General features: G+C 46.0%; 27 protein-coding genes. 11 read left to right on the plus strand and 16 right to left on the minus strand.

Going from position 1 to position 26959, the window contains the following annotated elements:
- Position 1: 1 nt before the first annotated feature.
- From KDM92_RS03915 to KDM92_RS03940, 6 genes are all read right to left on the minus strand, one after another.
- Entirely contained in the window at positions 2 to 1306 is a 1305-nt protein-coding gene (locus KDM92_RS03915; protein WP_212683103.1) for a glycosyltransferase, read from the minus strand.
- Positions 1307 to 1392: 86 nt separating this feature from the next.
- Positions 1393 to 1644: a hypothetical protein gene (locus KDM92_RS03920; protein WP_189345448.1), complete on the minus strand. Its 252-nt coding sequence runs from the start codon at positions 1642 to 1644 to the stop codon at positions 1393 to 1395.
- Between the two features lie 71 nt (positions 1645 to 1715).
- A complete protein-coding gene (locus KDM92_RS03925; protein ID WP_189345447.1) occupies positions 1716 to 2225 on the minus strand; it encodes a hypothetical protein in 510 nt (169 codons plus the stop codon).
- A gap of 118 nt (positions 2226 to 2343) precedes the next feature.
- Positions 2344 to 2829, minus strand: coding sequence for an asparaginase domain-containing protein (locus KDM92_RS03930; RefSeq protein ID WP_189345446.1), 486 nt, complete (start codon positions 2827 to 2829; stop codon positions 2344 to 2346).
- Between the two features lie 101 nt (positions 2830 to 2930).
- Positions 2931 to 3134, minus strand: a complete 204-nt coding sequence (locus KDM92_RS03935; RefSeq protein WP_212683104.1) for a VF530 family protein — start codon at positions 3132 to 3134, stop codon at positions 2931 to 2933.
- 6 nt (positions 3135 to 3140) lie between these two features.
- The gene (locus tag KDM92_RS03940; RefSeq protein ID WP_212683105.1) at positions 3141 to 3626 is read right to left on the minus strand and encodes an FKBP-type peptidyl-prolyl cis-trans isomerase; all 486 of its coding nucleotides are present in this window, start codon (positions 3624 to 3626) and stop codon (positions 3141 to 3143) included.
- Positions 3627 to 3925: 299 nt separating this feature from the next.
- Between KDM92_RS03940 and KDM92_RS03945 the strand changes: the two genes are divergently transcribed.
- The 4 genes from KDM92_RS03945 to KDM92_RS03960 all read left to right on the plus strand — a co-directional run bounded on the left by KDM92_RS03945 (position 3926) and on the right by KDM92_RS03960 (position 8673).
- Positions 3926 to 5629 carry a S41 family peptidase gene (locus tag KDM92_RS03945; RefSeq protein WP_212683106.1) on the plus strand — a complete coding sequence of 568 codons (1704 nt, stop codon included), beginning with the start codon at positions 3926 to 3928 and terminating at the stop codon, positions 5627 to 5629.
- Between the two features lie 114 nt (positions 5630 to 5743).
- A complete protein-coding gene (locus tag KDM92_RS03950) occupies positions 5744 to 6622 on the plus strand; it encodes a PhzF family phenazine biosynthesis protein (RefSeq protein WP_212683107.1) in 879 nt (292 codons plus the stop codon).
- 50 nt (positions 6623 to 6672) lie between these two features.
- Complete coding sequence (locus KDM92_RS03955) at positions 6673 to 7053, plus strand: SirB2 family protein (RefSeq protein ID WP_230408163.1); 381 nt, start codon at positions 6673 to 6675, stop codon at positions 7051 to 7053.
- Positions 7054 to 7116: 63 nt separating this feature from the next.
- Positions 7117 to 8673: an amidase gene (locus KDM92_RS03960; protein WP_212683108.1), complete on the plus strand. Its 1557-nt coding sequence runs from the start codon at positions 7117 to 7119 to the stop codon at positions 8671 to 8673.
- 80 nt (positions 8674 to 8753) lie between these two features.
- Here the strand turns inward: KDM92_RS03960 and putA are convergent, their stop codons facing one another.
- Positions 8754 to 12410 (minus strand): trifunctional transcriptional regulator/proline dehydrogenase/L-glutamate gamma-semialdehyde dehydrogenase, encoded by a 3657-nt coding sequence (gene putA / locus KDM92_RS03965; RefSeq protein ID WP_212683109.1) that lies wholly within the window; start codon positions 12408 to 12410, stop codon positions 8754 to 8756.
- Between the two features lie 176 nt (positions 12411 to 12586).
- Here putA and KDM92_RS03970 point away from each other — a divergent pair, with 176 nt between their 5' ends.
- A complete protein-coding gene (locus KDM92_RS03970) occupies positions 12587 to 13045 on the plus strand; it encodes an Lrp/AsnC ligand binding domain-containing protein (RefSeq protein WP_186891595.1) in 459 nt (152 codons plus the stop codon).
- Between the two features lie 121 nt (positions 13046 to 13166).
- Here the strand turns inward: KDM92_RS03970 and KDM92_RS03975 are convergent, their stop codons facing one another.
- Positions 13167 to 14417 carry a hypothetical protein gene (locus KDM92_RS03975; protein WP_212683110.1) on the minus strand — a complete coding sequence of 417 codons (1251 nt, stop codon included), beginning with the start codon at positions 14415 to 14417 and terminating at the stop codon, positions 13167 to 13169.
- Positions 14418 to 14728: 311 nt separating this feature from the next.
- Between KDM92_RS03975 and pabB the strand changes: the two genes are divergently transcribed.
- Positions 14729 to 16582 (plus strand): aminodeoxychorismate synthase component I, encoded by a 1854-nt coding sequence (gene pabB / locus KDM92_RS03980; RefSeq protein WP_329603125.1) that lies wholly within the window; start codon positions 14729 to 14731, stop codon positions 16580 to 16582.
- A 6-nt stretch (positions 16583 to 16588) separates the two neighbouring features.
- Here pabB and KDM92_RS03985 read toward each other — a convergent pair whose 3' ends face one another.
- From KDM92_RS03985 to gpmA, 4 genes are all read right to left on the minus strand, one after another.
- Positions 16589 to 17344 carry a HesA/MoeB/ThiF family protein gene (locus KDM92_RS03985; RefSeq protein ID WP_212683111.1) on the minus strand — a complete coding sequence of 252 codons (756 nt, stop codon included), beginning with the start codon at positions 17342 to 17344 and terminating at the stop codon, positions 16589 to 16591.
- Positions 17345 to 17470: 126 nt separating this feature from the next.
- Positions 17471 to 18937, minus strand: a complete 1467-nt coding sequence (locus KDM92_RS03990; protein ID WP_212683112.1) for a S41 family peptidase — start codon at positions 18935 to 18937, stop codon at positions 17471 to 17473.
- A gap of 175 nt (positions 18938 to 19112) precedes the next feature.
- Positions 19113 to 20435 (minus strand): murein hydrolase activator EnvC family protein, encoded by a 1323-nt coding sequence (locus tag KDM92_RS03995; protein ID WP_230408164.1) that lies wholly within the window; start codon positions 20433 to 20435, stop codon positions 19113 to 19115.
- A gap of 76 nt (positions 20436 to 20511) precedes the next feature.
- Positions 20512 to 21258 (minus strand): 2,3-diphosphoglycerate-dependent phosphoglycerate mutase, encoded by a 747-nt coding sequence (gpmA, locus tag KDM92_RS04000; protein ID WP_189345434.1) that lies wholly within the window; start codon positions 21256 to 21258, stop codon positions 20512 to 20514.
- Positions 21259 to 21402: 144 nt separating this feature from the next.
- On the opposite strand from gpmA, the gene KDM92_RS04005 reads away from it, so the two are divergent.
- The 5 genes from KDM92_RS04005 (at position 21403) to KDM92_RS04025 (ending at position 24415) form a co-directional block, all read left to right on the plus strand.
- Positions 21403 to 21804: a rhodanese-like domain-containing protein gene (locus KDM92_RS04005; RefSeq protein ID WP_189345433.1), complete on the plus strand. Its 402-nt coding sequence runs from the start codon at positions 21403 to 21405 to the stop codon at positions 21802 to 21804.
- A 9-nt stretch (positions 21805 to 21813) separates the two neighbouring features.
- On the plus strand, positions 21814 to 22077 hold the full coding sequence (grxC, locus tag KDM92_RS04010; RefSeq protein WP_189345432.1) for a glutaredoxin 3: 264 nt from the start codon (positions 21814 to 21816) through the stop codon (positions 22075 to 22077).
- A 233-nt stretch (positions 22078 to 22310) separates the two neighbouring features.
- Positions 22311 to 22802 carry a protein-export chaperone SecB gene (gene secB / locus KDM92_RS04015; RefSeq protein ID WP_212683114.1) on the plus strand — a complete coding sequence of 164 codons (492 nt, stop codon included), beginning with the start codon at positions 22311 to 22313 and terminating at the stop codon, positions 22800 to 22802.
- Positions 22803 to 22913: 111 nt separating this feature from the next.
- A complete protein-coding gene (locus KDM92_RS04020) occupies positions 22914 to 23366 on the plus strand; it encodes an SH3 domain-containing protein (RefSeq protein ID WP_212683115.1) in 453 nt (150 codons plus the stop codon).
- A gap of 53 nt (positions 23367 to 23419) precedes the next feature.
- On the plus strand, positions 23420 to 24415 hold the full coding sequence (locus KDM92_RS04025) for an NAD(P)H-dependent glycerol-3-phosphate dehydrogenase (RefSeq protein ID WP_212683116.1): 996 nt from the start codon (positions 23420 to 23422) through the stop codon (positions 24413 to 24415).
- Here the strand turns inward: KDM92_RS04025 and KDM92_RS04030 are convergent.
- The 4 genes from KDM92_RS04030 to hslV form a co-directional block, all read right to left on the minus strand.
- On the minus strand, positions 24407 to 24613 hold the full coding sequence (locus KDM92_RS04030; RefSeq protein WP_189345428.1) for a hypothetical protein: 207 nt from the start codon (positions 24611 to 24613) through the stop codon (positions 24407 to 24409). The genes KDM92_RS04025 and KDM92_RS04030 overlap by 9 nt on opposite strands.
- Before the next feature lie 88 nt (positions 24614 to 24701).
- Complete coding sequence (locus tag KDM92_RS04035) at positions 24702 to 24896, minus strand: hypothetical protein (RefSeq protein WP_212683117.1); 195 nt, start codon at positions 24894 to 24896, stop codon at positions 24702 to 24704.
- A 40-nt stretch (positions 24897 to 24936) separates the two neighbouring features.
- Positions 24937 to 26277: an ATP-dependent protease ATPase subunit HslU gene (gene hslU / locus KDM92_RS04040; RefSeq protein ID WP_212683408.1), complete on the minus strand. Its 1341-nt coding sequence runs from the start codon at positions 26275 to 26277 to the stop codon at positions 24937 to 24939.
- A 29-nt stretch (positions 26278 to 26306) separates the two neighbouring features.
- Complete coding sequence (hslV, locus tag KDM92_RS04045) at positions 26307 to 26843, minus strand: ATP-dependent protease subunit HslV (protein WP_189345426.1); 537 nt, start codon at positions 26841 to 26843, stop codon at positions 26307 to 26309.
- Between the last annotated feature and the right edge of the window lie 116 nt (positions 26844 to 26959).

The following is a 26959-nucleotide window of genomic DNA, read 5'->3' on the forward strand; positions in this document are numbered from 1 at the left end:
TTCATGCCGGGTCGGATGTCGTGCCTTGATTTTTTAGTTGTATCCACTGCGACATATACTGGGTACTTTTCATACTGTGATGTCGTAACATCGCACCAGTGAAGTTTTGTAATCGTCGCACTGCCTGTTGTTCACGTGCTTGCAGAATAGCGCCAATAAAATCGCTTGCCGCGGTATCGTAATCAAAGTGCTGTTGCAAGATTTGTTGTCCACGTTGTTGCGCCAATCGCCATTCCGACTGATCGCTCGCTAGTCGAATTGCGGCGTCCACAAAATCATCTAAGTGATCAGCGATCGCGCCACCCCAGTGCAAATCACCATGCATCGATTCCGCACCAATAGGCGTCGTTACACTGGGTGTTCCAGCAGCCATCGCGTCCGCCAATTTACCTTTAATTCCCGCACCAAAACGAATCGGTGCAAGACACACGCGCGCTGCTGCCATCACTTGTTGCGCATCATCTGCCCAACCCCGCACATAGAAACCTTGCTCAGGCTGATGCAGGGCAATTGCCTTAGGCGGTGGATACGAGCCATACACATCAATTTGTGCATCAGCCATTTTGGCACGCAAGCGCGGCCACACCGCTTGCTTCAAATACAGCACCGCATCCCAATTTGGCGCGTGCCGGAAATTACCAATACTGACAAACCCTTGTCGATGCTGAAAGTCAGACGTGCTTCCAGTCCTTACTGTCAGCATCAAATTGTTTTCGCATAATAGATAACTCGGTAAAGCAAAAGCATCACGCAATAATTCAGTTTCAAATCGCGAAATCATTAAACTCAGATCACAGCGATAAATCGCCGCAATTTCACGTAAGGCCAAGTCACTTTGCGCCATTTGCTGTACCAAGCTTGCACGATCAGAGCTGGGCTGCAATACCGCTTGTCTTTCGCGCTCATTTGGGTGCGCTTGCAAAGCCTGCTTTAATAATTGATGGCGTGCTTCGCGCAAGCTATGCAAATCGCAAGTATCTAGTAAGCGTAAGGCATTTGGTACTTGACGCTCGACCCGCCAAGCAAATTGTTCCTCAGTAAAGAAGCGATCAAATACCACCAAATCAGGTTGATAATCACGCACAAATTGATCGAAACTATCGCAATTAAGCGCTAACTGTTTTTCTTCGATCTGCAATGCAGAGAGATCAGCACGATGCGGTGACAGTGCCGCAACTGAGGCGAATATGACTTGCCAATTTTGCGCACGAAACAAACGTAAAAACGCCATAGTTCGACTGCCAGCCGCAGACGAATTCGGCTCTGGCCATACATAGCCAAGATATAAAACTTTTTGGATGTGCATGGGTTAATACGTTGAATTAAAAGGCGCGCTGATAGATAAGTAGAAGTTTGAAAACGCCCAAGCAAACGCCATTTTCGAATGCAATGTTAGCAATTTCCACCACAATACTTCAATTTCAACGATTTAAGCCAGATTGCAAGACTCTCTTTTACCTCAATTGTGTTTGCTTCGAACTCTTCATCCTCAAGATAGCCTTCTATCTCAATTTCTTTTTGATAATTACGTAGCTCATGACGGACACTGTCTGGCACACCTTCTAGTGCAAGAATGCTACTGGATAAGAATTGTACGAAATCATCACGCGTGACTTCATCGCGCTCATAAGAGGCTAATGACATTTCGAGTCTTTGAATAATTGATAGGTTCGACATTAGTGAAAGCCAACAGAGAAAGTAATGCGACCAAAAACCTACTCTTCCGGCCAAATCGACAGCACGACTTGTTCAACGTCGTTCGGATCACCAACTTTTTTCTTCGCGTCTATCCAGTCTTTTGGTTCTGGAATCGCTTTGGTGGTGTGTTTTGGGGTATCAATAGCCATCTTTATCGCGAACACGACGATGCCAGTATCGACATCAAATGGACGCATTTTTTTGATCGCCTCGACGATTTCGTAATCGTAGTATTCATGCAGCACAGGTTCCATATCTAACCACACTGCCACTTCTTGGTCAGATCGCACGGCCACCACCACATAACCATTACCCGGCGTGGTCTGCCCTTTTTGCATCACTTTGGCGACTTGGGTCTGTAAATTTCTGGTGTATTGAGATAACTGTTCGAGATTAATTTTCTTCTTTTGTAAATCTTCTTCTGTTTGGAAGAAATACACCGAATCGAAACGCACTTGTACATTTTTTTGACAACCAGCAAGTATGAACAAGCTGCAGCAGAATAGAATGGAGAGTAAGCGTTTCATGATCGGCTTCTAGAAATTAAAATGATAGGTAATGCGTTTGCAAAACAGTGCAAGTTGATGACGAAGCACGTGTAAAACAACGCCACTGTAGACCTCCACTGTCTCGCCTAAGGTCGAATTAGTTAGGAACAAACACGCCGACACTACGATCTTTTTTCACATTATCCCAAGGGAAAACTTGACCGTTCATCGCCACATACACACCAGCAGGCATGAGCTGAGCGGCAGCACAAGCGAAACCAAGATTAAAAAATGCATCTGAATTCGTTACGCCATAAGGAATCATCGCACCTGTAAATACGATCACCTTATCAAGCTTTGCCGCACCTAACACGTGAGCAGTTTCGCGCATGGTATCGGTACCATGAATAATCACAATCGCCTTCTCTGGTGACTTTTCGCAAGATGCTAGAATTTCTTTGCGATCTTGATCAACCATATCGAGCGAATCAATTAAAGGACGCACTTCCAATTCAACCGGGACTGTCAAGCGCGCACGTTTTAATACCTCAGGCAAATGACTTTCATGAAAAGTCAGCTTACCAGCCAATTCATCATAATGTTTATCAAATGTGCCACCTGTGGCGATGATACGAAGGGTCATACGAATTCCTTTTTTACTGCGATTAAAGTGGTCTGCCAACTAGTAGGTAAAGTATGGGCGCAGCTTAAGTCACTGTCAATTTTGAACGAATCACAGCTCGATTAGTCAGGCAAACTCAAATACAGCATCTCAAGTTTTGCTCTAGCCCAAGCTGTTTTGCGCAAAAATTTTAGGCTAGATTTAATGCTAGGATCGTTGATAAAGCATTGAATCGCGATTCTATGTGCCAAGCCATCCCAGCCATACACCTCAAGCAATTCGGTCAAGATCGCTTCTAAAGTCTTGCCTTGTAAACTGCGTGCCATCGTTTTCTATTTTTTGAGTGAAACAAGTTCGACTTCAAAAACCAAATGCGTATTCGGTGGAATATTGCCAGAACCTTGCGTGCTATAACCAAGGTAAGCTGGGATCATCAATGTGCGTTTGCCACCGACTTTCATTCCTAATAATCCCATATCCCAACCACGAATCACTTGCTTAGCGCCCACCATCACTTGTAAAGGGGTTCCGCTATCGCGTGAAGTATCGAATTGTGCGCCTCGTAAATTCCATGCTTTATGGTTGTACAACCAACCTGTGTAATGCACTTCGACGATAGCGCCGTTCACAACCTCATCACCGGTACCAATCACATTATCAATAATACCCAACTTGGTCAGATGTAATGGCGCGGGCGCGGTCGTTTGCGGTGTGCTGGCTGCAGTGGCGTCGGTAGTGGCGCTTGCAGTAGCTTGAGCAAATGCAGAATGCGCGAATACGCTAGACACGACCAACAATAAAGAAGAAGCAAGTTTCATAAACCTATCCAAATCAAAAATGATTACAAAGTCACAGCCCGCATAATAATCGAAATCCGCTGAAAACAACGCGAAAATTCACTGCGACATGCGCTGACTTTACTCAGCAAATACAGGGTAAATAATGGGCAAATCCCGCTATTCACCATCCATTTATGTTGAACTATGGATCGCAAGTTACATCTTCCATCCAATTGCTTAAATTATTATATTTTTACTTTTCTATCGCGCTTCAGATGTTTACACTCTTGCCTGTTTCAGTTTGTTTAATTTTTGACGCACAAAATAGGATCAAAATAATGCGGATGTTTCGTAAAAACCTGACAAAAAATGTGATTAGCAGCGCCATTTGCGGCTTACTCTATATCACGCCATTCATCGCCGCTTGTAGTCATGCACAACAAGCTACCACAGCGGCAATTAGCAAACTAGATTTAGCACGGTTAGAAAAAGAAGCGCAAATAGCCTTAGAGAAGAAAGAATTCGCCAACGCCGCAGAGCTTTTTCAAAGAATCGCCAATGCCGCACCCGAAGTCGGCAGTTATGCGTATAACGCCGCTTGTGCCCATGCTTTAAGGGGCAATGTCGATCTCGCATTCACGTGGCTACAGCGTGCAATAGATGCTGGATTTGTCGATGTTAAACATAGTCAACAAGACAGTGATTTACAAAGCTTGCGGCAAGATCCGCGCTGGGGAGGCCTGATGTTATCGATGCAGAAACGCGCCGATTTTCTTGGCCGTTTATGGAATTCCAGCGTTTGGAAAACCGCTTACAAAGCTAATCTCAGCGTGGATGAAAAAGTCGCTGGCTTATCTAAATTTTGGTCAGAAGTAAAATACAACTTCGTCTACACCAATACCCTACGCGAACTCGATTGGGATGCCGTCTATCAACGCTACCTGCCGAAAGTTCGCGCTTCTAAAAGTACGCTGGAATACTATAAATTATTGATGGAGATGTGTGCACTATTGAAAGATGGTCACACCAATGTCTATGCGCCCGATGAGCTGTATGAATCCGACTTCGCTGTTACCAAGATTCGCACACGCCTAATTGAAGGTCGGGTTTTCGTTACTGAGGTCGGCGATCCACAGCTAATCAAACAAGGGCTGGTAGCTGGCACAGAAATTCTCAAAGTCAATCACCGTGATGTGCACGATTATGCGCGCAAGGATCTTGCTCCCTACGTCAGTGCTTCCACGCCGCAAGACTTAGAAACACGTATCTATTCGTATGAATTCTTGATCGGATCGGCCAAGGAGAAACCACTATTAGAAGTGCGTGACACGCAAGGCAAGCGCCATCAAATCAAGATCGACCGAGTTAGTATTAAAGAACGAAATAAGGCTTTATCTGGCCTGCCAGCTTTTTCTTGGCGCATGCTGCCGGATAATATTGCCCATGTTGCACTGAATAGCTTTGATGACGACACTGCTGCCATTGAATATTTCAAAGCATTCCCAGAGATCAGTAAGGCCAAAGCGATCATCTTCGACGTTCGTGATAATGGTGGTGGTAATGGTAGTGTCGGCTTCAAGATTCTCAGCACCATCACTAAACAAAATTTTGCTACCAGTGCAGCGGCAACCCGCGATTACAAACCGAGCCTACGAGCTTGGGGCAATCCTGAATCTTTGCATCACTTCCCACAATCACTAGAAGCAGCAGACCCGCAACATCAATTTGCTGGGAAAGTGGTGGTGCTCACATCAGCCCGAACCTATTCAGCAGCAGAAGACTTTAGTATTGCCTTTGATTTAATGCAAAGAGGAAAAATCATCGGTGAAGCGACCGGGGGCAGTACAGGACAGCCATTATTTTTTGACTTACCTGGCGGCGGAATGGCTCGCGTATGTACCAAGTTGGATAGCTATCCTGATGGTAAAGCATTTGTTGGTGTGGGTATTCAACCGCATCACCTAGTGCGACCAACGATTGCTGATTTCCTTGCAGGACGGGACACTGTCTTACTCGCAGCGATAAAAAATATCAACGAGTAATCTGTATTACTGAATAATCGTCAATGCGCTCACGTCACTAATTGATTCGACGTGAGCAGCATCGCAGAAATACAGTCCGAGATCACGTTGCGAATAAAAAGAGAAAGGATGAAAATGCAGGATTGCAACTACTTTCACGTTGATGTATTCGCCGAGCGAGCCTTTAGTGGTAATGGATTAGCGGTGTTTTTAGATACAGAAAATTGGCCTTCTCAATTCATGCAAACGCTCACACAAGAGATGCAGCAATTTGAATCGATCTTTCTGTCGCAAATCCAAGCAGGCAAAGAATACAGTGCCAACGCCAGAATCTTTACGGTGGAAGAAGAATTACCCTTTGCTGGTCATCCTATGCTGGGTGCTGCTGCGATCTTGCATCGTACTCACGCTCAAGATCTGCAAGAATGCACTTGGTCTATCCGCGTTGGAGAGCGAACAATCTTAGTGACGAGTAAGCATCTTACTGACCACTATTTATGTCAAATGAATCAAGGCAAGCCGCAAATCCAAGCGCCACTATCGCAACAAGCTGTCAGCGCCGTGTTACAAAGAATCGGTTTGCAAGCAAGCGATTTACTTGATACATGCCCTCCTCAAGTGATTTCCACCGGCTTAGACTATTTGATCCTGCCGATACACAGCAGCGCAATCGATAAAGTACATTTTTCGGGTAAGGATCTGGAACAAGAACTAGCTAAACTCCATGCGAAATTTGTGTTCATCTTTGATATCCAAAACCATGAAATTCGCACTTGGGACAATGCTGGCAAGGTCGAAGATATCGCTACCGGCAGTGCCGCCGGCCCTGCTGCTGCCTATCTTTACGCACATCAACTTGTTAAGCCGGATCAAACAATTCATATTCAACAAGGCCGTTTCCGCCAACGACCAAGCCGCTTAACGGTGAACCAAAACAGTCATGGCGAGATTCTGGTCAGCGGTGGCGTGTGGGGTGTCAGCGCAGGTAGGTTGGAAGCGATGCCGCAGCAATAAAATTGATTATCCAATAAAATGAAGTCGCCTCAATAACTTCAAACGACATCATGTACCTGCAGCTTAAACACTTACACCTAACTTGCATTACTCTCAGCCTGATCCTGTTCGTTACGCGCTTTTATTGGCGTAAGCAAAACCCAAGTATGTTACAAAAAAAATGGGTCAAAATTCTTCCACATACAATTGACACCATATTGTTAGCAAGTGCAATTGGGATGGCGATTATTGCCAGCATCAATCCTCTAGAGCAAACTTGGTTGGCTGCCAAAATACTCGCGCTATTGGCGTATATCTTTGCTGGTACGTTTGCGATCAAACGTGCCAGCAATCCACAGGTGCAAAATCTCAGTTTCGTACTGGCACTAACTTGCTTCGCCTACATCTTGATGGTCGCGTTCAGTAAGCAAGTCCTGCCATGGATGAACTAAATCATCCTGTATTCATCCAATGAATAAAAAACCGCATCAACAAAAATAAAGATAGGAGACTTCATGCAACAACAATTCACTGGCCAACGGCCACTTGCTCTCAATATTCAACTCAGCGTTGCACTTGCTTGCATCACGCTAAGTGGCGCAATTCATGCACAAAGCAATGAAGATTTGCATCAAATCAAACAAGACTTGCAATCTGGGAAGACCACAGCAGTCAAACTGTTAGAGCAATACAAAAGCCGCCATGCGCAACTCAATCCGCGCGTGGGTGCTGTCAGTGCTGTGCGTAGCGAGGCCAAACAAGATGCTGAGCAAGCTGACAGAAATCGCAATCCACGTTTGCTGTTGCAAGGGTTGCCGATCATGGTCAAAGACAATATCGCGATTCAAGGCATGCCAACTACTGCTGGCTCGCTTGCATTGGCGAATAATATCGCCAGCAGCGACGCCTTCTTGGTTGCCAAATTACGTGCTGCGGGTGCGGTGCTTGCTGGCAAAACCAATCTGAGTGAATGGGCAAATTTCCGCTCAACCAAATCCACCAGCGGTTGGAGTAGCGCAGGCGGGCAAACGCGCAATCCCTATAATCTAAATAAAACACCATGTGGTTCTAGCTCTGGTTCTGGTGCTGCGGTAGCAGCGCGCCTAATCCCTGCCGCAATCGGGACCGAAACTGATGGCTCCATCGTCTGCCCAGCGGCAGTGAATGGTTTGGTCGGCTTCAAACCGACTTTAGGTTTGGTGAGTCGCAGCGGCGTAGTGCCGCTTTCACACAGCCAAGATACCGCCGGACCGATGACTTTAACGGTACGTGACGCCGCGCTACTGATGAATGTGATTGCTGGTAGCGATGCCAATGATGCGGCAACCAAAGACGCCGATCAACACAAAACCGATTACACCCAAGGTCTCGACACGCAAGCACTCAAAGGCAAACGCATCGGTATCGTCAGTAAATTGGTCCAAGGCTATGACAAACAAACCTTGGCCCTATTTAACCGCAGCGTCGAGATCTTAAAAGCACAAGGCGCCATCATCATTGATCAAGTAGAAATTCCGCATTTGGAAAAGACTGGCAAAGATGAATATACCGTCTTGCTCTACGATTTTAAAGCCGACTTAAATGCCTATCTCGCCACTACTCCAACTAGCGTCAGTACCCGCAGCATGGCCGATGTAATGGCATTTAATAAGAAAAACGCGAAGCAAGTGATGCCGCATTTTAGGCAAGAAATCATGCAGCAAGCGCAAGCCAAAGGTCCTTTGAGCGAAAAAGCTTATGTAGAAGCAAGTGAGCGTGCTAAGCGTCTTTCTGGCCCAGAGGGGATCGATGCCGCGCTCAAGAAACATCAACTCGATGCACTGATCGCACCGACTACAGGCCCAGCTTGGGATATTAACTATAGAAAAGGTGATGTGATTACGGGCAGCGCGAGTTCACCAGCAGCGATTGCGGGTTACCCGCATTTGACAGTACCAATGGGTTTGGTCAAAGGCTTACCCGTCGGCTTGTCTTTCTTCGCAGGCGCTTGGAGTGATGCGAGTTTATTGAAGATGGGTTATGCGTTTGAACAAGCAAGACCTGCTTTACCTGCACCGAAATTGATGAAGTAAAAAAGTTCTAGAAGCCAGCGATATAAAAAAGCCGCAGCCCAAATTGCTGCGGCTTTTTCTTTTTCAAATGCGCGAACGAATCAACTCTGCAAACTCATCAAGCTCGCATTACCACCCGCTGCCGTCGTGTTTACACACAAAGCACGTTCTGCGACTAAACGCCATAAAGGCAATTCAGTCTTCGCATCGCATTCAGCGATACACACAATCGCACCGGTTTGCTGCGCTAAGGCGATTTTGTAATTGGCTGCAATATCACGGCCAAGCAAAGCAAAATGCACGTGCTCAGAGGAACCTACGCTGATCGCATCACTGACCAATTTTGGTAAATCAGCTGGCAACAAGGCCTTGGTTTTTTCTTCCAACACGACGGTATTACCTGTGGCGAGTACCGCTGCGATTTGATTGAGCAAAGTCGCTACATCACTCGCTGCACAGAACACGCTACCGCGTGAAGCAAATGCTAGTGTATTAGTTTCACCGGTTGGGCCAGGTAACAGCATCGTCATCTTATAGGGATTTTGACGTGCATATTGGTCGGCTAACAAAGCGACATCCGCATGACCGTGGGTTTTCGCCCAAATGGTGAATGCGTCCAAAGCCGCTGGTGCTTGTTTTTCATACACCGTATTGCCACTAAAGCTCATGGTCGGATTGTGTTGCAGGCGCTTCAGATACAAAGGACCACCAGCTTTAGGGCCGGTGCCGGATTTACCTTCACCACCGAAAGGCTGTACACCAACCACTGCACCAACGATGTTACGGTTCACATAAATATTGCCGACATGTGCACGTTGTGTGATGAATTCGATTGTTTCATCGATACGAGAATGCACGCCCAAAGTCAATCCAAAGCCTGTCGCATTAATTGCGTCAACCAAGGCTGGCAATTGGTCACGGTGGTAACGCAAAACGTGTAGCACCGGACCAAACACTTCTTTGGTCAACTCAGACAAAGAATTAATTTCCATCACAGTCGGTGCCACGAAGGTGCCGTTGCTGCAGCTTGCTGGTAACTCTAAACTGTAGAACGATTTGGCTTTGCCACGCATCGCGTCGATATGACTTTGCAGATTTTTTTGCGCTTCTGCATCAATCACTGGACCAATATCCGTTGCCAAACGATCTGGAATACCGACGCGCAATTCTTGCATCGCACCGCGCAGCATTTCTAAAGTTTTATCGGCGATATCTTCTTGCAAGCACAATACGCGCAATGCAGAACAACGCTGACCAGCGCTATCAAAAGCCGATGACAACACATCATTCACCACTTGTTCTGGCAAAGCACTACTATCAACGATCATTGCATTTTGACCACCAGTTTCAGCAATCAATGGAATATCAATCCCTTCTGCGACCGAGCGTTTTGCCAAAGTACGATTGATGATTTGCGCGACTTCTGTCGAACCTGTAAAGATCACGCCTTTAACGCGGCTATCGGCAACCAATTGCGCACCGACGACTTCACCCGTACCTGGTAAGAATTGCAATGCACCGACTGGCACACCCGCTTCATGCATCAGTTGAATCGCACGATAGGCGATCAATGGTGTTTGTTCCGCTGGTTTTGCTAACACCACGTTACCAGCAGCCAAAGCGGCACTGACTTCACCGATGAAAATCGCGAGTGGGAAATTCCATGGGCTGATACAAACCACTGGACCCAACGCCTGCGTTTGCGCTTGGTTATCAACTTGTGCTGCGTAGTAACGCAAGAAGTCGACCGCTTCACGCACTTCCGCCAAAGCGTTCGGTAAAGATTTACCTGCTTCACGAATTGCTAAAGCCATGAAATCTAAAGTCTGAGCTTCCAACAAATCACCCGCTTTACTCAAGCACGCAGCACGAGCCGCTGGCGTTTGATTTTGCCATTCTGCTGCATACGCTTGTGCTGCTGCCAAGGCGGTTTGTACATCATTGGCATCGGCTTCGATGACTTGACCAACCACATCGCTGTGGTTCGCTGGATTCAAAACTGGACGTGCGCTTGTTGCTGACACCGTGCCAGCCAATAGCGGCGTTGCTGTCAAAGCTTGCTGGCTGAATGCGCTGAAATGCGCACTGATTTTTTGCAATTGCAATTCATTGCTGAAATCCATACCCGCAGAATTTTGGCGTTCTTTGCCGAACAAATTCGCTGGCAAATTGATGCCACTGTGCATTTTGCCAGCGAGCTTACTTGCGATGCTGATCGGATCTTCGATCAAAGAATCAATCGAGATTTTTTCGTCGACGATTTGATTCACGAAGGAAGAGTTTGCACCGTTTTCTAACAAGCGACGAACCAAATACGCCAACAAAGTTTGATGCGAGCCGACTGGTGCATAAATGCGGCAAGGCTTGTTCAACTTATCTGCGCCCACCACTTGATCGTACAAAGTTTCGCCCATGCCGTGCAGACATTGGAATTCGTAATCCGTGACTTTGGCCTCTTGCGCCCAGCTATAAATCGTCGACAAAGTTAAGGCATTATGCGTTGCGAATTGTGGGTAAATCACATCGGTGACCGCCAACAATTTTTGCGCACACATTAAGTATGAGACGTCGGTATATACCTTGCGTGTATAGACTGGGAAGCCAGGCATACCATCCACTTGCGCACGCTTAATTTCAGAATCCCAATACGCGCCTTTGACCAAACGCACCATGAATTTACGGCCACTACGACGCGCTAAATCGATTAAATAATCAATCACAAACGGGCAACGTTTTTGGTAGGCTTGTACCACGAAACCTATGCCTTCGAAGCCTTCTAAGTCTTTATCGAAAGCCAATGCTTCCATCAAATCTAAAGACAATTCCAAGCGATCGGTCTCTTCCGCATCGATGTTCAAGCCGATGTTGTATAGCTTCGCCAAGACCAAGAGTTTTTTGAGTAATGGCAGTAATTCTTCCATCGTGCGCGCACGTTGCGCACGCGAGTAGCGTGGGTGCAAGGCGGAAAGTTTAACGGAGATACCTGGGCCATCTTTGATGCCACGACCGTTCGAAGCTTTACCAATCGCGTGAATCGCGGTTTCGTAAGCTTTGTAGTAAAACGCAGCGTCGTGCATAGTCAATGCGGCTTCACCCAACATATCGTAGGAATAACGATAGCCGCGCGCTTCATTTTCTTGGCTATTTTTTAAGGCTTCATCAATGGTCTGTCCGGTGACGAATTGGTTGCCGAGCATACGCATCGCCAAATCGACGCCTTTACGAATCAAAGGCTCACCGCCTTTTGCGATCAAACGCGTCAATGCTGAACCCAAACCTTGGTCGCTATTCGTGCTGACCAATTTGCCTGTGACCAGCAAACCCCAAGTCGCCGCATTCACAAACAAGGAAGGCGATTCGCCTAAATGCTTACGCCAATCGCCTTTACTAATTTTGTCAGCGATTAATCTGTCTTTGGTCGCCGCATCAGGAATCCGCAACAAAGCTTCCGCCAAACACATCAAGGCCACACCTTCTTCCGATGACAAAGAAAATTCATGCATCAGCGCATCCACACCAGACGCGCGCGTGCGTTGTTGGCGTACGGAGCTAACCAATTTTTTCGCGAGCTCATGAATGTTGTTTTTTGCTGCAGGTATTTCCTGCAAATTTTCTAACAACCAAGCAACCGCCTCGGCTTCGTCGCGACGATAAGCTTCAGTAATTTTGACTCGTAAGGTAGAAGGATTTGCCAGCAACTCTTGCTGCAAGGCTTGGAAAGGCATGTTGCTTGTGGTTGGATTCATGGAAGGATTCATCATTTATTTATAAAAGCAAATATGATTTAATTGTATAGATCATTGGCGAGGATTAATTCTGGAAATTCTGAGGTATATCGAAATATTCTATTTTGTGCGACAATTCCGCCAAATATTATTAATAAGCCTCAAATCACACGTAATAATTACTCAACTACTACTAACAATGCCTTCTTATGCTAGACAAAATCAGTAAAAGAATCTTGGCCGAATTACAGAATGATGGCCGCATCAGTAATGTAGAACTTGCTACGCGCGTTAACTTGTCTCCAGCAGCATGCTTGGAACGTGTTCGCAAATTGCAAGAATCAAACTACATTCTAGGCTATACCGCCCAACTTAATCCACACTTACTCGATGTGGCGCTCTTGGTTTTTATCGAAGTGGTATTAGACCGCACCACACCAGATGTGTTCGATGCATTTAAACGCGGAGTTCAAGCCATTCCCGAAGTATTAGAGTGCCACATGGTTGCTGGTGGATTCGACTACTTAGTCAAAGCACGCGTTAAAGACATGAATGCTTATCGCGACTTCCTCGGTAAATCACTACTTCAATTAAGTGGGGTGCGCGAAACACATACCTATGCAGTGATGGAAGAGGTAAAGAACACGACGGCCTTGCCAATCAAATAGAAATCGAAATAAGTTCACGCAACATGATCACGGTTTAGTACAAATTAGCACAAACAAAAAAGCAGTAAAGACGAAATCTTTACTGCTTTTTTTCTAGGCAATTTCTAAACAATAATCACACTTATTTCATGTAAGTCCAGTAGCGTGCCAATTCGACCGCGCCATCATTTCCTTGCACCGTCTTCAACACTTCAGCGGCTTTGGCTTTATTACCCGCCTTGTGATATGCCATACCTAAGTGCAGCTTCGCTTCCTCTGGGTATTTCAAACCACCTTTTGCTAAACCAGCCTCGATCAAAGCGATACCACGTTCATATTGTCCGTAAGTGACAAAGTTATAGCCCATATTGGTCATCGCTAAACCAGTCTTGGTGGCTTTTGCTGCAGCTTCGCCAGCATCCAAGGTTTTCGCATCGTCAGCCGCTTGTTTATTCGCTTTGTCTTGCAAAGGCTTGTGCTTAGCTGCATTTTTGCCTTTGCCGAAATAGCCTGCTTTATAGGCAGCGTCGACAATATTTTTCGCTTCCAGTGGCAAACCAGCCAACAAGGCGATCTCTGCCATTTCCATATATTGCGTATCGTCTTCTAGATTCTCATTTGCCAACATCAAACGATACCAATCTAAACGCAAACGATCACTAAAACCTTGCTTACTAATCAGACGATACATCAAATCCGCCCAATATTCTTTGGTTGGATGATATTTCACCAATAACTCTAAAGCTTGCGTTGAAGAATCGATGTCTTTCAATTTCATTGCAGAACCGTGCAATAAACGCAAACGTTTTTCTTCTGGCACTTTGCCTGCTTGTTCATCACTCGCTACTTGCGCTTTGACTTCTTTTAAAGCGTTTGCAAAATCATCTGCCAGATAGTAGTTTTGCACCATCAAATCTTGCATCATTGTGTTGCTTGGGTTAGCAGCTAAATAGCGCTTAGTCCACACTTGTGATTCCGCATATTGTTTCAAGTTGTAGAAGGTTCCTGCCATACCTTCCATGAAACGCAACTTATCCGCTGGTGGCAAAAACTCACTGCCAATCATCGCATCAAAACTCTTTGCCAAGGCGACGTTATCGCCCATGCCCGAGGCAATTGCAGCGCGTGTACGATGCAAGAAAAATACTTCGTAATCTGTTTTCTTGTCAGAAGCGTCCAATGTCGCAACTTTTTCTAAAGCAGCTTGGTATTGTTTTTCACCAATCAGTTTTTGAATTTCTGTGTATGGCTTAGACCATTCACTACGAATGACTTCTTTTTTTGCTTTTTCTTCGGCAGTTTGCGCTTGCGCAGTCACTGGAAGTACAGAAACCGATGCAGATCCAAGGGCTAAAATGAGTGCCGCCAAGGCGATAGGAGATTTTTTTATCATGGCTTTAGTATAGTGAGCAAATGAATAGGACAACCCAAGTAAAACATTGAAAGTGTAGCTAACAGTTTCCACCAAATTATCATCTTTAGGACTGCTTATAGAGCCACTTTGTCCGCGCATTATAGCGCGTTTATTCGGACTTATAGCGACTCTCCACTGCTAACGCAGCAGGCACAATTTGGTTGCAGTTATTTTCTTTAATTCGCATCAAGTTTTACTTTTATTCACATTCCATCAAAAAAATCTGACACTGCTGCAAGAATAGCAATCTACAGGTAAACTAACGTGCATTCGATTCAGGCGTATATATTGTGTCCAGCTCTTCAACAACGACCCGCATTCTCAACTCAGTTCAGCACTGCTTCGCACTACTTGATGATGCGCAAAGTGATGAGGCGAACTCCCGTTTTTATAGCGACTTGATCGAACATGTGGAATGTCCCAGCACCGATCATTGGTTACAACTATGGACAAAAGCGCAACAAGCACTGGACGCTGGTTACTTTGTACTGGCAGTATTGGCGTATGAAACGGGAGCACAGTTACATACAATTTCCGCACGCACGCCACAAGATTTTGTTCATCCAGCAACGCAATTACTGATCTTTCGTCAATGTCAGCATTGGACGAAACTGCAAGTCAGCGATTGGCTAGCACAACAATCTGCGCAAGAAGTCGCGGGCATCCGTGCGATTCGCGCAAACGTTGATCAAGACGAATTTACGAACGCCATCGAAAAAATTCGCGCGTACATCGCGGCGGGTGATACCTATCAAGTCAATTACACCTATCGACTCCACTTTGAAACTTACGGTTCCGCTGTCGCGCTATACCGGGTTTTACGCTTGCGACAACCTGTGCCCTTTGCCGCGTTGATCGCATTGCCGAATGGCGGCGCAATTTTGTCGCTATCACCTGAATTGTTCATCCGTCATCAACAAGGACAATTGATCGCGAAGCCGATGAAAGGTACCGCCGCCGCAAGCGGTGATGACGAACAAGATCGCATGATTGCCGAACAACTCAGTCTTGATCCTAAAAACCGTGCCGAAAATTTGATGATCGTTGATCTATTACGCAATGATTTAGGGCGGATCGCAGAAACAGGCTCAGTCAAAGTTCCCGCCTTGTTTGAGGTGCAGCGCTTCACCAGCGTATTGCAAATGACATCGACGATCAGCGCACGCTTACGTCACGATCTGGAACTCGACACAATCATGTCGGCATTGTTTCCATGTGGCTCGATCACTGGCGCACCGAAACATCGAACGATGGAAATCATTCGCGAAATTGAAACTGAAGATCGCGGTATCTATACGGGCGCAATTGGTTGGTTTGATCCGCCTGCGTCATCGAGGCAAATTGGTGACTTCTGTTTGTCTGTGCCGATTCGTACTTTAGCTTTGCAAGCAGAAGATGCGTATGGCTGTCGCACCGGTGTAATGGGGGTAGGCGCAGGTATCGTATTTGATAGCAAAGCACCTGAGGAGTTTGCTGAGTGTGCGTTGAAAGCCAAGTTTTTAACCGGTTTGCGTCCAGATTTTCATTTGTTCGAAACAATTTATGCGACGTATGAGGATGGCTGTCGGCATCTAGAACGTCATCTCAATCGCTTAGAAAAATCCGCAAATTATTTTGCTTTTGTGTTTGATAAAACAGCACTTCAAGATGTGCTTAAACAAGCTTGTTCACAGCTGCAAGCTGCTAAGCCATATCGGCTACGTTTGTCGCTTAAACCTGATGGAGAACCCCACATACAATATGCGGAGCTAACACCGATCACCGAACCTGTTAAACTGATGATCAGCTCAGAGCCTTGTACCACTTCGACTGTTTTTCTGGCACATAAAAGTAGCCACCGTGCAGTTTACGATCACGCTTGGCAACAGGCAGAATCACTAGGTGCGTTCGATAGCTTATTCATCAATGCCAACGGCCATGTAACCGAGGGCGGTCGCAGCAATTTATTCGTGCGACTCGGTACACAATGGTTCACACCTCCATTGCATGATGGCGTATTGCCTGGTGTGATGCGCAGTGTCTTATTAGAAGATCCCAAACTACAAGTAATTGAACGCTCAATTAGTCTTGATGAATTAAAACGCGCAGATGAGATCATTGTCTGCAACGCTCTACGTGGCGCAATGCAAGCAAAACTTTGCTAATGCACACTAAGGATGCGATTGCCCACAAACAGAACATTCTTGATTTTTAGGTATCGTGATCGTAGTCCACTCCATATGCATCGCATCAAGTAGCATCAGTCTGCCTTGTAAACTTTGACCCAGACCCATCACCAACTTTAAGGCTTCAGCCGATTGCATTGTGCCGATGATACCCACCAAAGGGGCGAACACGCCCATCGTCGAACAACGTACTTCTTCAACACGCTGCTCGGCTGGAAATAAACATGCATAGCACGCGGCATCTTTATTACGGCTATCAAACACACTAATCTGGCCGTCAAACGAAATCGCAGCACCAGAGACCAAAGGAGTCGCAAATTCAACACAGGCAGCATTCACCGCATGCCGCGTTTCAAAGTTATCGCTGCAATCCAACACCACATCTGCGGCACGAATCAAGTCACGCAAACGATCACCTTGCAAACGTTCTTGAATTGCCTCAACTTGTACTTCAGGATTAATTTGCTGCAGACTCAACTTGGCAGATGCAACCTTGCTCTGACCGACACGCTCCGTAGTGTGCAAGATCTGCCGCTGAAGATTGGTCAAATCAACTTCATCATCATCGACTATCGTCAAATGACCGACGCCGGCACTAGCTAAATACAAAGCGGCTGGAGAACCGAGTCCGCCTGCGCCGAGTACCAGGACACGCGCATCCAATAGTTTTTGCTGCCCCTCGATGCCAATTTGATCTAGCAAAATATGCCGCGAGTAACGCAGTAATTGATCGTCGTTCATAGGAATTCTTCAACTAAGACTGCTGCAAAAAAACGCTACAGTCAGTAACAACATGCAAGTATCTATATCGCAATCACAGATGCATGCATTCATTTTGACGCATCTTGATTGACTCAAACTGACGCATTAATTCCTTTGTGCGTTGGGCTTTGCTTTGGCTGGAGAAAAGTTAGCATCGTTAGCGGCTGTTTCAGCTTTTAACTTTTTTAAAGGCGTCACTTTCACTGGCAAACCTTTTAAATGATTTAAGGCTTGCTGCAATTGAAAATCTTCTTTACTACCGAACTCGACAGGAACGCTCTTCTTCGCTAATTCGATTAAGCGCTTTTCTTCTTCGAGTTCATCAAGATCCGTAGTTTCGCCTTCAGCCTCTTTATCATTGCTCAAATGCTTGATCAGATCAGCCTCGCGAGAACGCAATGCATTAAAGCCGTCGCCATCGGCAGTCTCTTCAACTCGTAAATCAGGTTGTATACCTTTGGCTTGAATCGCGCGACCTAGCGGCGTGTAATAACGTGCGGTAGTGAGCTTGATTGCAGTCTCATCGGTAACTTGATGCACAGTCTGTACCGAACCTTTGCCATAGCTTTGCGTGCCTAAAATCGTAGCACGGCGATAATCTTGCAAAGCACCGGCGACAATTTCTGATGCAGATGCAGAACCTGTGTTAATCAACACCACCAACGGTACTTGCTTCACCGCTGCTGGCAACTTGGCTAAAGGATCGCTACCAACTCGGCCGGCATAAAATTCACGTTTGGCATAATAAGTGCGCTTAGAGTCTTCGACTTGGCCATTGGTAGAAACCACCGCTACATCTTTCGGCAAGAAAGCCGCAGACACGCCAATCGCTCCAGGCAATACGCCGCCGGGATCATTACGCAAATCCAACACCAAGCCTTTCAACGCAGGTTCTTGGCTATAGATCGCGTTAATCTTCTTAACCATGTCGTCTAGTGTTGGCTCTTGAAATTGCGAAATACGCAGCCATGCATAACCTGGCTCGACCACTTTAGCTTTGACACTATGTTGTTTAATTAGCTCGCGCGTTAAAGTAACGACGATAGGTTTATCCTCGGTCTTACGCGCGATCGTCAATGTGATTTTTGTGTTCGGCTCACCGCGCATTTTTTTGACAGCATCATCGATGCTCAATCCTTTGATCGGCACACCATCAATGCGAGTAATTAAATCGCTAGGCAAAATGCCGGCGCGTGAAGCTGGCGAGTCTTCAATCGGCGAGATGACTTTCACATAGCCATCTTCCATACCGACTTCTAGACCCAAACCGATGAATTTTCCTTCTGTACCTTCGCGTAATTCTTTGAAAGCTTTCTTGTCTAAATAAGCTGAATGCGGATCTAATGCGCCAAACATGCCGTTGATCGCTTCGTCTAATAATTTTTCGTCTTCCACTGCTTCAACATAATCTGACTTAATCATGCCGAAAACTTCAGTGAACTCGCTGAGTTTTTCTAATGGCAAAGGCAAACCTTGCATTTTTTGTGCGAGCGCAGAATATTGCAGCGAAGCTGCAACTCCGACAACCACGCCGAATCCAACCAAGCCTAAACTTTTTAATTTACTGCCCATTTTCTTGCAATCGCCTTAATCGTACTTAATTATATCTATCGTACTAAACCTAGAAAACTCAGCATGGAAACCTATTCTGCTCCGCACCCCAAAACTACCCATTCTCTATTTCAGATTTGACTAGCTAAAGTGAACTGCCACGATTCACTATGATTAGGATTGCTCGTATTTCGTATTATTTGCGCACCCATGTCATCGGATCAAATACCTGACCTTTGTAACGCATTTCAAAGTATAGACCTGTTTCTTCATTACCGCCGCTGTTGCCCGCATTGGCGATCGTGTCGCCTGCTTTCACGACATCGCCAGCATGTTTTAACACCGCTTGCGCATTGCTATAAAGACTCAAGTATTGGCCGCCATGATCCAAAATAATCATATTGCCAAAACCACGTAGCCACTCGGCAAACACGACTTTACCAGCCGCGACCGCCTTCACTTCCGCACCTTCATTGGCTTTGATAAACAAGCCTTTCCAACTCGGCCCATCACCGCGCTTTGTGCCAAAACGGGCAATTAACTCGCCCTTCACTGGCAAAAACAATTGCCCTTTAAGACGATTGAATTCTCGTCCATCAAACATTCCGGAGACTGGTGTTTGCTCAACTACCATGCCTTTGCTGGTTTTATTGTCCTCGACATCAGGCACTGACTTGCTTGAATTTTTACCTGCAACTTGATTTTTCTCGCGTTGTGCTTTTTCTTGTGCGAGGCGCTCTTGTCTCTGTTTTTCTAATTGTGCCAAACGCGCTTGTTCTGCTCTGGCCTGCTCTTCCATCAATTTATTCAGGCGAGAAACCAAATTGCTCAGACGTTGCTCGTCTTTTTCCAAACTCGCTGCTTCTTTCTTTTGCGTGTGTAGTTTGCTTGCCAATTGTGAAAGCAATGCAGCGTGACGCTTTTTCTCTTTTTCTAAACCTTGTTTATGCTCGCGCTCTTCTTGGGCGATTTCATCGAGCTCATCTTTAGTTTCCTGCGCCGCTTGTTTGTTCTTTTCGATTTCTTCCAAGCTAGTACGTAGCGCGGCGATCATTTTTGCCTGTGTTTGCGAGACATAGCTCATGTAATGCAAATCACGGTTAATTCGATTTGGGTTGTCGCCAGATAAAAGTAATTTAATGCGGTCACTATCACCGTGCATATATTGCCGTCGCAGAAAATCAGACAATTGCTTTTTCTGCTGCTCTACTTGTGCGCTCAAACGGGCTTGCTCTGCGATTAATTGATTTAAGCGCTCATTGGCCGCTTGCTGCTCAAGCTGCAAATCACGAATCGAACGATTGGCTTCAGAAATAGCTTGTTCAGATTCTTCCAAGGCATCACTGGCTTTTTCTTTCGCAGACTCGGTCTTACTGATGTCTTTTTTCAGCGCCTTTAATTTTTGCTGCAATTCTATGCGGCTCGCTTCGGCCTGTTTCTTTTCTTTAGCACGTGAGCTTTGCGCAAATACAGGATTAGAAAACAAGACAGTCGAGCAAAGACCAAGTGTACAAAGCAAGCAAACCGCCTTTATCGAATGAGATAAAGGCCGTTTGCCGCGCAATCTGTGACGAAACAAAGAAGAAAACATCAAATTATTTCGACTTCCCTTGACTCGCGACCGCTGCCAAAGCAGCTGCAATCGCCGCCTGATCGCCAAGGTAATAGCTCTTAATTGGTTTTAAATCCGCATCAAGCTCATAAACCAATGGTTGTCCATTAGGAATATTTAAGTTGACGATATCCTCATCACTAATGCCATCTAACATCTTGATCAAAGCACGCAAACTATTGCCGTGTGCCGACACAATAATACGTTTACCTGAACGAATTGCTGGCGCGATCGAATCTTCCCAAGCAGGAACCACGCGGGCAACGGTGTCTTTTAGACATTCCGTTAGGGGAATTTGCTCACGCTTTAATGCGGCATAACGCGGATCTTTGAAAGAAGTACGCTCGTCATTTTCATCTAAAGGATTCGGCGGCGTGTCATAGCTACGACGCCATACCAAAACTTGTTCATCGCCGTACTTCGCCGCAGTTTCCGCTTTATTCAAGCCTTGCAACGCACCGTAGTGACGCTCATTTAAACGCCAATCATGTTGAACTGGCAACCACATCAAATCCATCTCATCCAAAGTGCCCCATAGTGTACGAATCGCTCGTTTGAGGACGGATGTATACGCCAAATCAAATGTAAAACCAGCTTCTTTCAATAGTTTTCCTGCTTGACGCGCTTCTGCCACGCCTTTCTCCGTCAAATCAACATCAGTCCAACCAGTAAAACGATTATCGAGATTCCAAGTGGATTCGCCATGACGCATCAATACAATTTTATACATAATATTTGCTTAAATTACGAGGTTGAAAAGGACAAGATAGAATGTGCTTGATATTTAAAACAGTTTAAAACTAATTTCGCCATCTATTTTATAATGAGGCGCTTGTCTTTAACCACTTATAACCATTCTTAACGCGGGAAAACTGTGAATTTCATTAGCGACAATCTGTTTCTGCTTTCTATCGCCATCATTTCTGGCGGTGCTCTTTTACTTCCTAACTTGCAAAGACGTGGCGCCAGAGTCTCTCAACTACAAGCGACTCAATACATGAATCAAGCCAAAACCTTGGTCTTGGATGTGCGTAGTGCAGAAGAGTTTGCAACCGGTCACTTGCCAAGCGCAAAAAACATTCCATTAAAAGAATTAGAATCAAGAATAAAAGAAATTGAAAAATCAAAGGGCAATGTCGTCATCACCGTGTGTGCCAGCGGTGTACGTTCAAGTTCTGCGGTATCAATTTTAAATAAAGCCGGCTTTGAGAAAGCATTTAGTTTAGACGGTGGTGTTGCGGCTTGGCAGTCGCAAGGCTTACCAACAATCAAGTAAGGAGTGGTCATGGTTGCCCATGTAGTAATGTATAGCACAGCTGTTTGCCCCTATTGTGTCATGGCAGAACGTTTGTTGAAATCAAAAGGTGTTGAAGAAATCGAGAAAGTAAGAGTCGATCTCGATCCTGCTGTGCGCGAAGCGATGATGCAAAAAACTGGGCGCCGTACCGTGCCTCAAATTTACATCGGAGAAACACATGTTGGTGGTTTCGACGATTTATCCGCCTTAGACCGTGCTGGAAAACTTGATTCGCTGCTAAATCCAACATAAACCGCACTGCACAAGCGGCTTTGATTGCGGTTTTTTCACTCTGCTTGCTACAATAGAAGGCTGATTCTGTTTCGTCACCTCAGTTTGCTTGGTTAGTCAGCATAGTTTATTTGCATGAATTATTCGCAGCACGCATGGAGCACGGCAGAATGGGACTTGAATATTCTTCAATTGTCCCTATGTAAGTAGCTAGTTGTTCCTGATTAATTTATAGAATTTTAAGAAAGTGTCACATGTCAGACCAAAATTTGCAGCCAATTTTCCAAATTCAACGCGTTTATCTGAAAGATTTATCGCTCGAACAACCTAACTCTCCAGCGATTTTCTTGGAACAAGATGCACCAAGCATCGAAGTGACATTGGACGTAGGTGCAGAGCCATTGGCTGAAGGCATCGTTGAAGCTACTGTGACCGTGACTGTTACTGCTAAAGTAAAAGACAAAGTTGCTTTCTTGGTAGAAGCAAAACAAGCAGGTATTTTCGAAGCGCGCAATATTCCACAAGATCAAATGGATCCATTGTTAGGCATCGGCTGCCCAAATATCATCTATCCTTACCTGCGTTCTAACGTAGCGGATGCGATTTCTCGCGCTGGTTTCCCACCGATTCATTTGACAGAAATCAACTTCGAAGCTTTCTACCAACAGCGTTTGGCAAATATGGCTGAGCAAGCGCGATTGGCTGCAGAAGCTGGCAATACTGACGCTGCTGCAACTACGCACTAATTATTGCGACGCAATTTAAGCATTATGCGATGAATTGCATGACGAACCCACTAAGCCTGAAGTCAGACCTAGTGGGTTTTCTCTTTTAGATCTTCATCCTAGGGTTACGCAATGCGCCTTATCTCCAGACTATCAACACTGGTTTTGTTAGGATTGGGTTCTGTCTCCGCTTCTTCCTTCGCGCTCGAATTTCGCTCTGTTGGAGCGACGCCTATCATTATGTATGACGCGCCTTCAGCACGTGGCATGAAAATCTATGTAGCACCTGCTGGTATGCCAGTCGAAATCATTCTGACTTCAGGTGCGTGGTGCCGCGTGCGCGATATGAATGGCGACCTCAGTTGGGTAGAGGCAAAAGATTTAATCCCAAGACGCAACTTAATCGTCAAAACCGCGAATGCTAGGATTCGCGTTGCACCCGAAGAATCTGCGAGCATGGTATTTAGCGCAGATAAAAACGTTTTGTTAGAAATGGCCGAACCGGCAATTGGTGCTTGGGTCAAAGTGAAGCACCGCGATGGTCAAACAGGATTTGTTCGAACCAGCGAAGTATGGGGACTATAAGTTCCACCTTTGATCTGCACACTCTTATAACACACCGCTAAATTAGGTTGACGATGAAAATTACCGTTCTCGGCGCTGGCGCTTGGGGTACTGCTTTAGCTATTTCACTTGCAGCAAAAAATCAGGTCATTTTGTGGGGACGCAATCAAGCTGCGATGGAGGCGGCACAAGTCGCGCGCGAAAATCAACATTACTTACTAGGTTTCCCACTTCCCGCAAATTTACAGGCAAGTGCTGACTTCGATTTAGCCCTAAGACATGCACTCGACGATGGATTATTGATTATTGCCAGTTCGGTGTCGGGCCTGCGACCTATTCTGCAACAGTGCAAATCTTACCCCCTCAAAAATGTGGTGTGGCTATGCAAGGGTTTTGAAGAATCAACTCGCTTGCTTCCGCATCAAGTGGTTAAACAAGAGTTGGGAGATCAGATCCTAGCTGGCGCTTTATCAGGTCCTTCGTTTGCGCAAGAAGTCGCACAGGGCTTGCCTTGCGCGCTAACGATAGCTTCAAGTTCAAATGCGCTTTGTCGCATGGTGGTTGATGCTGCACATGGACCTAATCTTCGTATTTATTCTAGTGATGATGTGGTCGGTGTCGAAGTTGGTGGTGCTGTCAAAAATATTTTGGCGATCGCCACTGGCGTTGCCGACGGCTTGGGATTAGGTTTAAACGCACGTGCCGCACTGATGACACGAGGTTTAGCAGAAATCAATCGACTCTCTACCGCGCTCGGTGGGCGTCTAGAAACCTTGATGGGGCTGACCGGTGTGGGTGATTTGATCCTGACATGCACCGGCAATCTCTCTCGCAACCGCAAAGTTGGGCTGGCATTGGCAGAAGGCAAATCGCTGGACGTCATCGTACAAGAACTAGGTCATGTCGCCGAAGGGGTTCGCTGTGCGCAAGCAGTAAAAGCGTTAGCACAAGATTTGCACATAGAGATGCCAATTACCAATGCGGTCGCAGGTGTCTTATTTGAACAAGTAGCAGCACGTGAAATGATAGAGCGCCTGCTATCGCGCGACGCTAAAGCTGAATCAATATAAGGGATAGTCGTTACCAATGACCCGAGTAATTACCGGCTCGGGTACATTTTTCTCGCGTAAAAATGCGATCGCTTTCAGCCCACCGAACGACTCGGCGTAAGTCATACCAAGGTCGACCAACATCCGCGTCAACAAATCTCGCCTACGCATAGGTCGCCGAAACTTATTCAAGCATTTACGCTTTCTACAGCCTGGCATATCAGACTCCGTTGTTTAGACACTTCGAGATCTTGCAGCAATCATCTACATATCTCACTGTTGCAATCACGCAATAAGCTATTGCAGTTTAATCCTGTTCCGTGTCGATTGGCAATTTCTTTAAGGCTTGTTTCTGTGCTTGTCGCAATGCCGCCGCATTTTTCTGATGACTACCAGCACCGCCACGTTTGGCAAGTGCGGCGACAGGATTGCGCGGCTTGCTTTGAGCAGGATCGAGACGAAACACCAATTTTTGACGTGTGCCTAAAGTCTTATTTGCCATCCTGCTCTCCAGTTTACCGCTTTAATCGATCACCCCCACCCTACAATACGTAACGCGATAAATCTTCGTTCACCGATAAGGCTTGCAATCGTTCCTTTACATAAGCAGCATCAATCACCACCGTATTCCCGCTATTTTGATGCGCGTCGAATGAGATCTCTTCTAGCAGTTTTTCCATCACTGTATATAGACGACGTGCGCCGATATTTTCCGTGGTCTCATTAACTGAATAAGCGATACCCGCTAAGCGTTGGATTCCTTCTGGCAAGAACTCAATCTTGACGCCTTCGGTCGCTAATAGCGCTTCGTACTGACGTGTCAAACAGGCATCGGTACTAGTCAAAATCCGTTCAAAATCAGCGATCGACAACGATTCCAACTCGACCCGAATAGGGAAACGACCTTGTAATTCAGGGATCAAATCAGATGGCTTAGCAAAGTGAAACGCACCCGAGGCGATGAATAAAATATGATCGGTTTTGATCATGCCAAACTTGGTATTCACCGTGGTGCCTTCTACCAGTGGTAGCAAATCTCGCTGCACCCCTGCACGAGACACTTCGGCACTACCTGATTCCGAGCGCGACGCAATCTTATCAATTTCGTCTAAAAATACGATCCCGTTTTGCTCCACATTCTTGATTGCGGTTTGCTTTAACTCTTCTTCGTTAACAAGTTTTGCGGCCTCTTCCTCAATCATCAATTTCAAAGCATCTTTGATCTTCAAACGACGCGATTTTTTACGACCAGCACCGACACCAGAGAACATAGACTTAATCTGCTCAGTCATTTCTTCCATACCTGGTGGCGCCATAATTTCCATTTGCGGCACGGCATCTGCAACTTCAATATCGATTTCTTTATCGTCTAACTGCCCTTCACGCAGACGTTTTCTGAAAGTTTGGCGTGTCGCATTATCTGTGGAGTTGTTGTCAACTGCGGCATCTTGCCCAATGCCAAAATCTCGCGCTGGCGGCAAAAGCACATCTAAAATTCTGTCTTCGGCAGCATCTTCAGCACGCGTCCTGACTTTACGCATGGCAGCTTCGCGTGTTTGCTTAATCCCGATATCGACGAGATCACGAATAATCGTGTCAACATCGCGCCCGACATAGCCAACTTCGGTAAATTTGGTTGCTTCAATTTTGATAAATGGTGCATCAGCAAGTTTTGCTAATCGACGTGCGATCTCAGTTTTACCAACACCAGTCGGTCCTATCATCAAAATATTTTTCGGTGTAATTTCGTAACGCAAGGGTTCTGCCACTTGCTGACGGCGCCAACGATTACGCAATGCAATTGCAACGGCACGTTTCGCTTTATCTTGGCCAACTACATGCTTGTCTAATTCGGAAACGATTTCCTGCGGAGTCATGTTCATCATCTTGATCTCAATATCAAATACATTACTTATTCTAGGGTCTCAATCGTGTGAGAGAGGTTGGTATAGATGCAAAGCTCGCCAGCAATCGTCAACGATTTCTTAACAATTTCCACCGGAGATAGATCGGTATTCTGATACAAGGCGATTGCCGCAGATTGCGCAAATGTACCACCAGATCCGATCGCACCAATGCCGTCATTCGGCTCTAACACATCGCCATTTCCAGTGATCACTAAAGTCGTGTCTTTATCCGCAACCAATAGCATCGCCTCAAGGCGACGTAGCATGCGGTCAGTACGCCAGTCTTTGGCCAATTCAACCGATGCGCGCATTAGGTGGCCTTGATGTTTCTCTAGCTTCGCCTCAAAACGTTCAATCAGCGTGAATGCATCGGCAGTCCCGCCAGCAAATCCAGCTAGTACTTTATTGTGATATAGCTTACGCACTTTACGGGCTGTACCCTTCATCACAATATTGCCCAAAGTGACTTGCCCGTCACCACCTAATGCCACCACATTGCCTCTGCGTACAGTCAGAATTGTGGTGCCGTGAAATTGTTCCATAATGTCCTCGTAGAATTGCCGCCGAATAAAAGCATAGGCGAAAGCGACTTCATCAATCAGTTTGAAGTGCTGAGAAATACGGAAATGGGGTGTTTTTCGCTAATTACAAGGCTAAG

Origin of the sequence: Affinundibacterium baiyunense (assembly GCF_018139645.1) — a bacterium.
Taxonomy (GTDB): domain Bacteria; phylum Pseudomonadota; class Gammaproteobacteria; order Burkholderiales; family Burkholderiaceae_D; genus Undibacterium; species Undibacterium baiyunense.

Excerpts from the sequence above, each read along its gene's own strand:
- KDM92_RS04020 (WP_212683115.1), top strand. The coding sequence starts at position 22,914 with ATGCGCCTTATCTCCAGACTATCAACACTGGTTTTGTTAGGATTGGGT.
- KDM92_RS03925 (WP_189345447.1), bottom strand. The coding sequence starts at position 2,225 with ATGAAACGCTTACTCTCCATTCTATTCTGCTGCAGCTTGTTCATACTT.
- KDM92_RS03920 (WP_189345448.1), bottom strand. The coding sequence starts at position 1,644 with ATGTCATTAGCCTCTTATGAGCGCGATGAAGTCACGCGTGATGATTTC.
- hslU (WP_212683408.1), bottom strand. The coding sequence starts at position 26,277 with ATGAACATGACTCCGCAGGAAATCGTTTCCGAATTAGACAAGCATGTA.
- secB (WP_212683114.1), top strand. The coding sequence starts at position 22,311 with ATGTCAGACCAAAATTTGCAGCCAATTTTCCAAATTCAACGCGTTTAT.
- KDM92_RS03955 (WP_230408163.1), top strand. The coding sequence starts at position 6,673 with ATGTACCTGCAGCTTAAACACTTACACCTAACTTGCATTACTCTCAGC.
- hslV (WP_189345426.1), bottom strand. The coding sequence starts at position 26,843 with ATGGAACAATTTCACGGCACCACAATTCTGACTGTACGCAGAGGCAAT.
- KDM92_RS04030 (WP_189345428.1), bottom strand. The coding sequence starts at position 24,613 with ATGCCAGGCTGTAGAAAGCGTAAATGCTTGAATAAGTTTCGGCGACCT.
- KDM92_RS03950 (WP_212683107.1), top strand. The coding sequence starts at position 5,744 with ATGCAGGATTGCAACTACTTTCACGTTGATGTATTCGCCGAGCGAGCC.
- putA (WP_212683109.1), bottom strand. The coding sequence starts at position 12,410 with ATGAATCCTTCCATGAATCCAACCACAAGCAACATGCCTTTCCAAGCC.
- KDM92_RS03960 (WP_212683108.1), top strand. The coding sequence starts at position 7,117 with ATGCAACAACAATTCACTGGCCAACGGCCACTTGCTCTCAATATTCAA.
- KDM92_RS03985 (WP_212683111.1), bottom strand. The coding sequence starts at position 17,344 with ATGAACGACGATCAATTACTGCGTTACTCGCGGCATATTTTGCTAGAT.
- gpmA (WP_189345434.1), bottom strand. The coding sequence starts at position 21,258 with ATGTATAAAATTGTATTGATGCGTCATGGCGAATCCACTTGGAATCTC.
- grxC (WP_189345432.1), top strand. The coding sequence starts at position 21,814 with ATGGTTGCCCATGTAGTAATGTATAGCACAGCTGTTTGCCCCTATTGT.
- KDM92_RS03935 (WP_212683104.1), bottom strand. The coding sequence starts at position 3,134 with ATGGCACGCAGTTTACAAGGCAAGACTTTAGAAGCGATCTTGACCGAA.
- KDM92_RS03945 (WP_212683106.1), top strand. The coding sequence starts at position 3,926 with ATGCGGATGTTTCGTAAAAACCTGACAAAAAATGTGATTAGCAGCGCC.
- KDM92_RS04025 (WP_212683116.1), top strand. The coding sequence starts at position 23,420 with ATGAAAATTACCGTTCTCGGCGCTGGCGCTTGGGGTACTGCTTTAGCT.
- KDM92_RS03970 (WP_186891595.1), top strand. The coding sequence starts at position 12,587 with ATGCTAGACAAAATCAGTAAAAGAATCTTGGCCGAATTACAGAATGAT.
- KDM92_RS03940 (WP_212683105.1), bottom strand. The coding sequence starts at position 3,626 with ATGAAACTTGCTTCTTCTTTATTGTTGGTCGTGTCTAGCGTATTCGCG.
- KDM92_RS03915 (WP_212683103.1), bottom strand. The coding sequence starts at position 1,306 with ATGCACATCCAAAAAGTTTTATATCTTGGCTATGTATGGCCAGAGCCG.
- KDM92_RS03975 (WP_212683110.1), bottom strand. The coding sequence starts at position 14,417 with ATGATAAAAAAATCTCCTATCGCCTTGGCGGCACTCATTTTAGCCCTT.
- KDM92_RS03990 (WP_212683112.1), bottom strand. The coding sequence starts at position 18,937 with ATGGGCAGTAAATTAAAAAGTTTAGGCTTGGTTGGATTCGGCGTGGTT.
- KDM92_RS04035 (WP_212683117.1), bottom strand. The coding sequence starts at position 24,896 with ATGGCAAATAAGACTTTAGGCACACGTCAAAAATTGGTGTTTCGTCTC.
- KDM92_RS03930 (WP_189345446.1), bottom strand. The coding sequence starts at position 2,829 with ATGACCCTTCGTATCATCGCCACAGGTGGCACATTTGATAAACATTAT.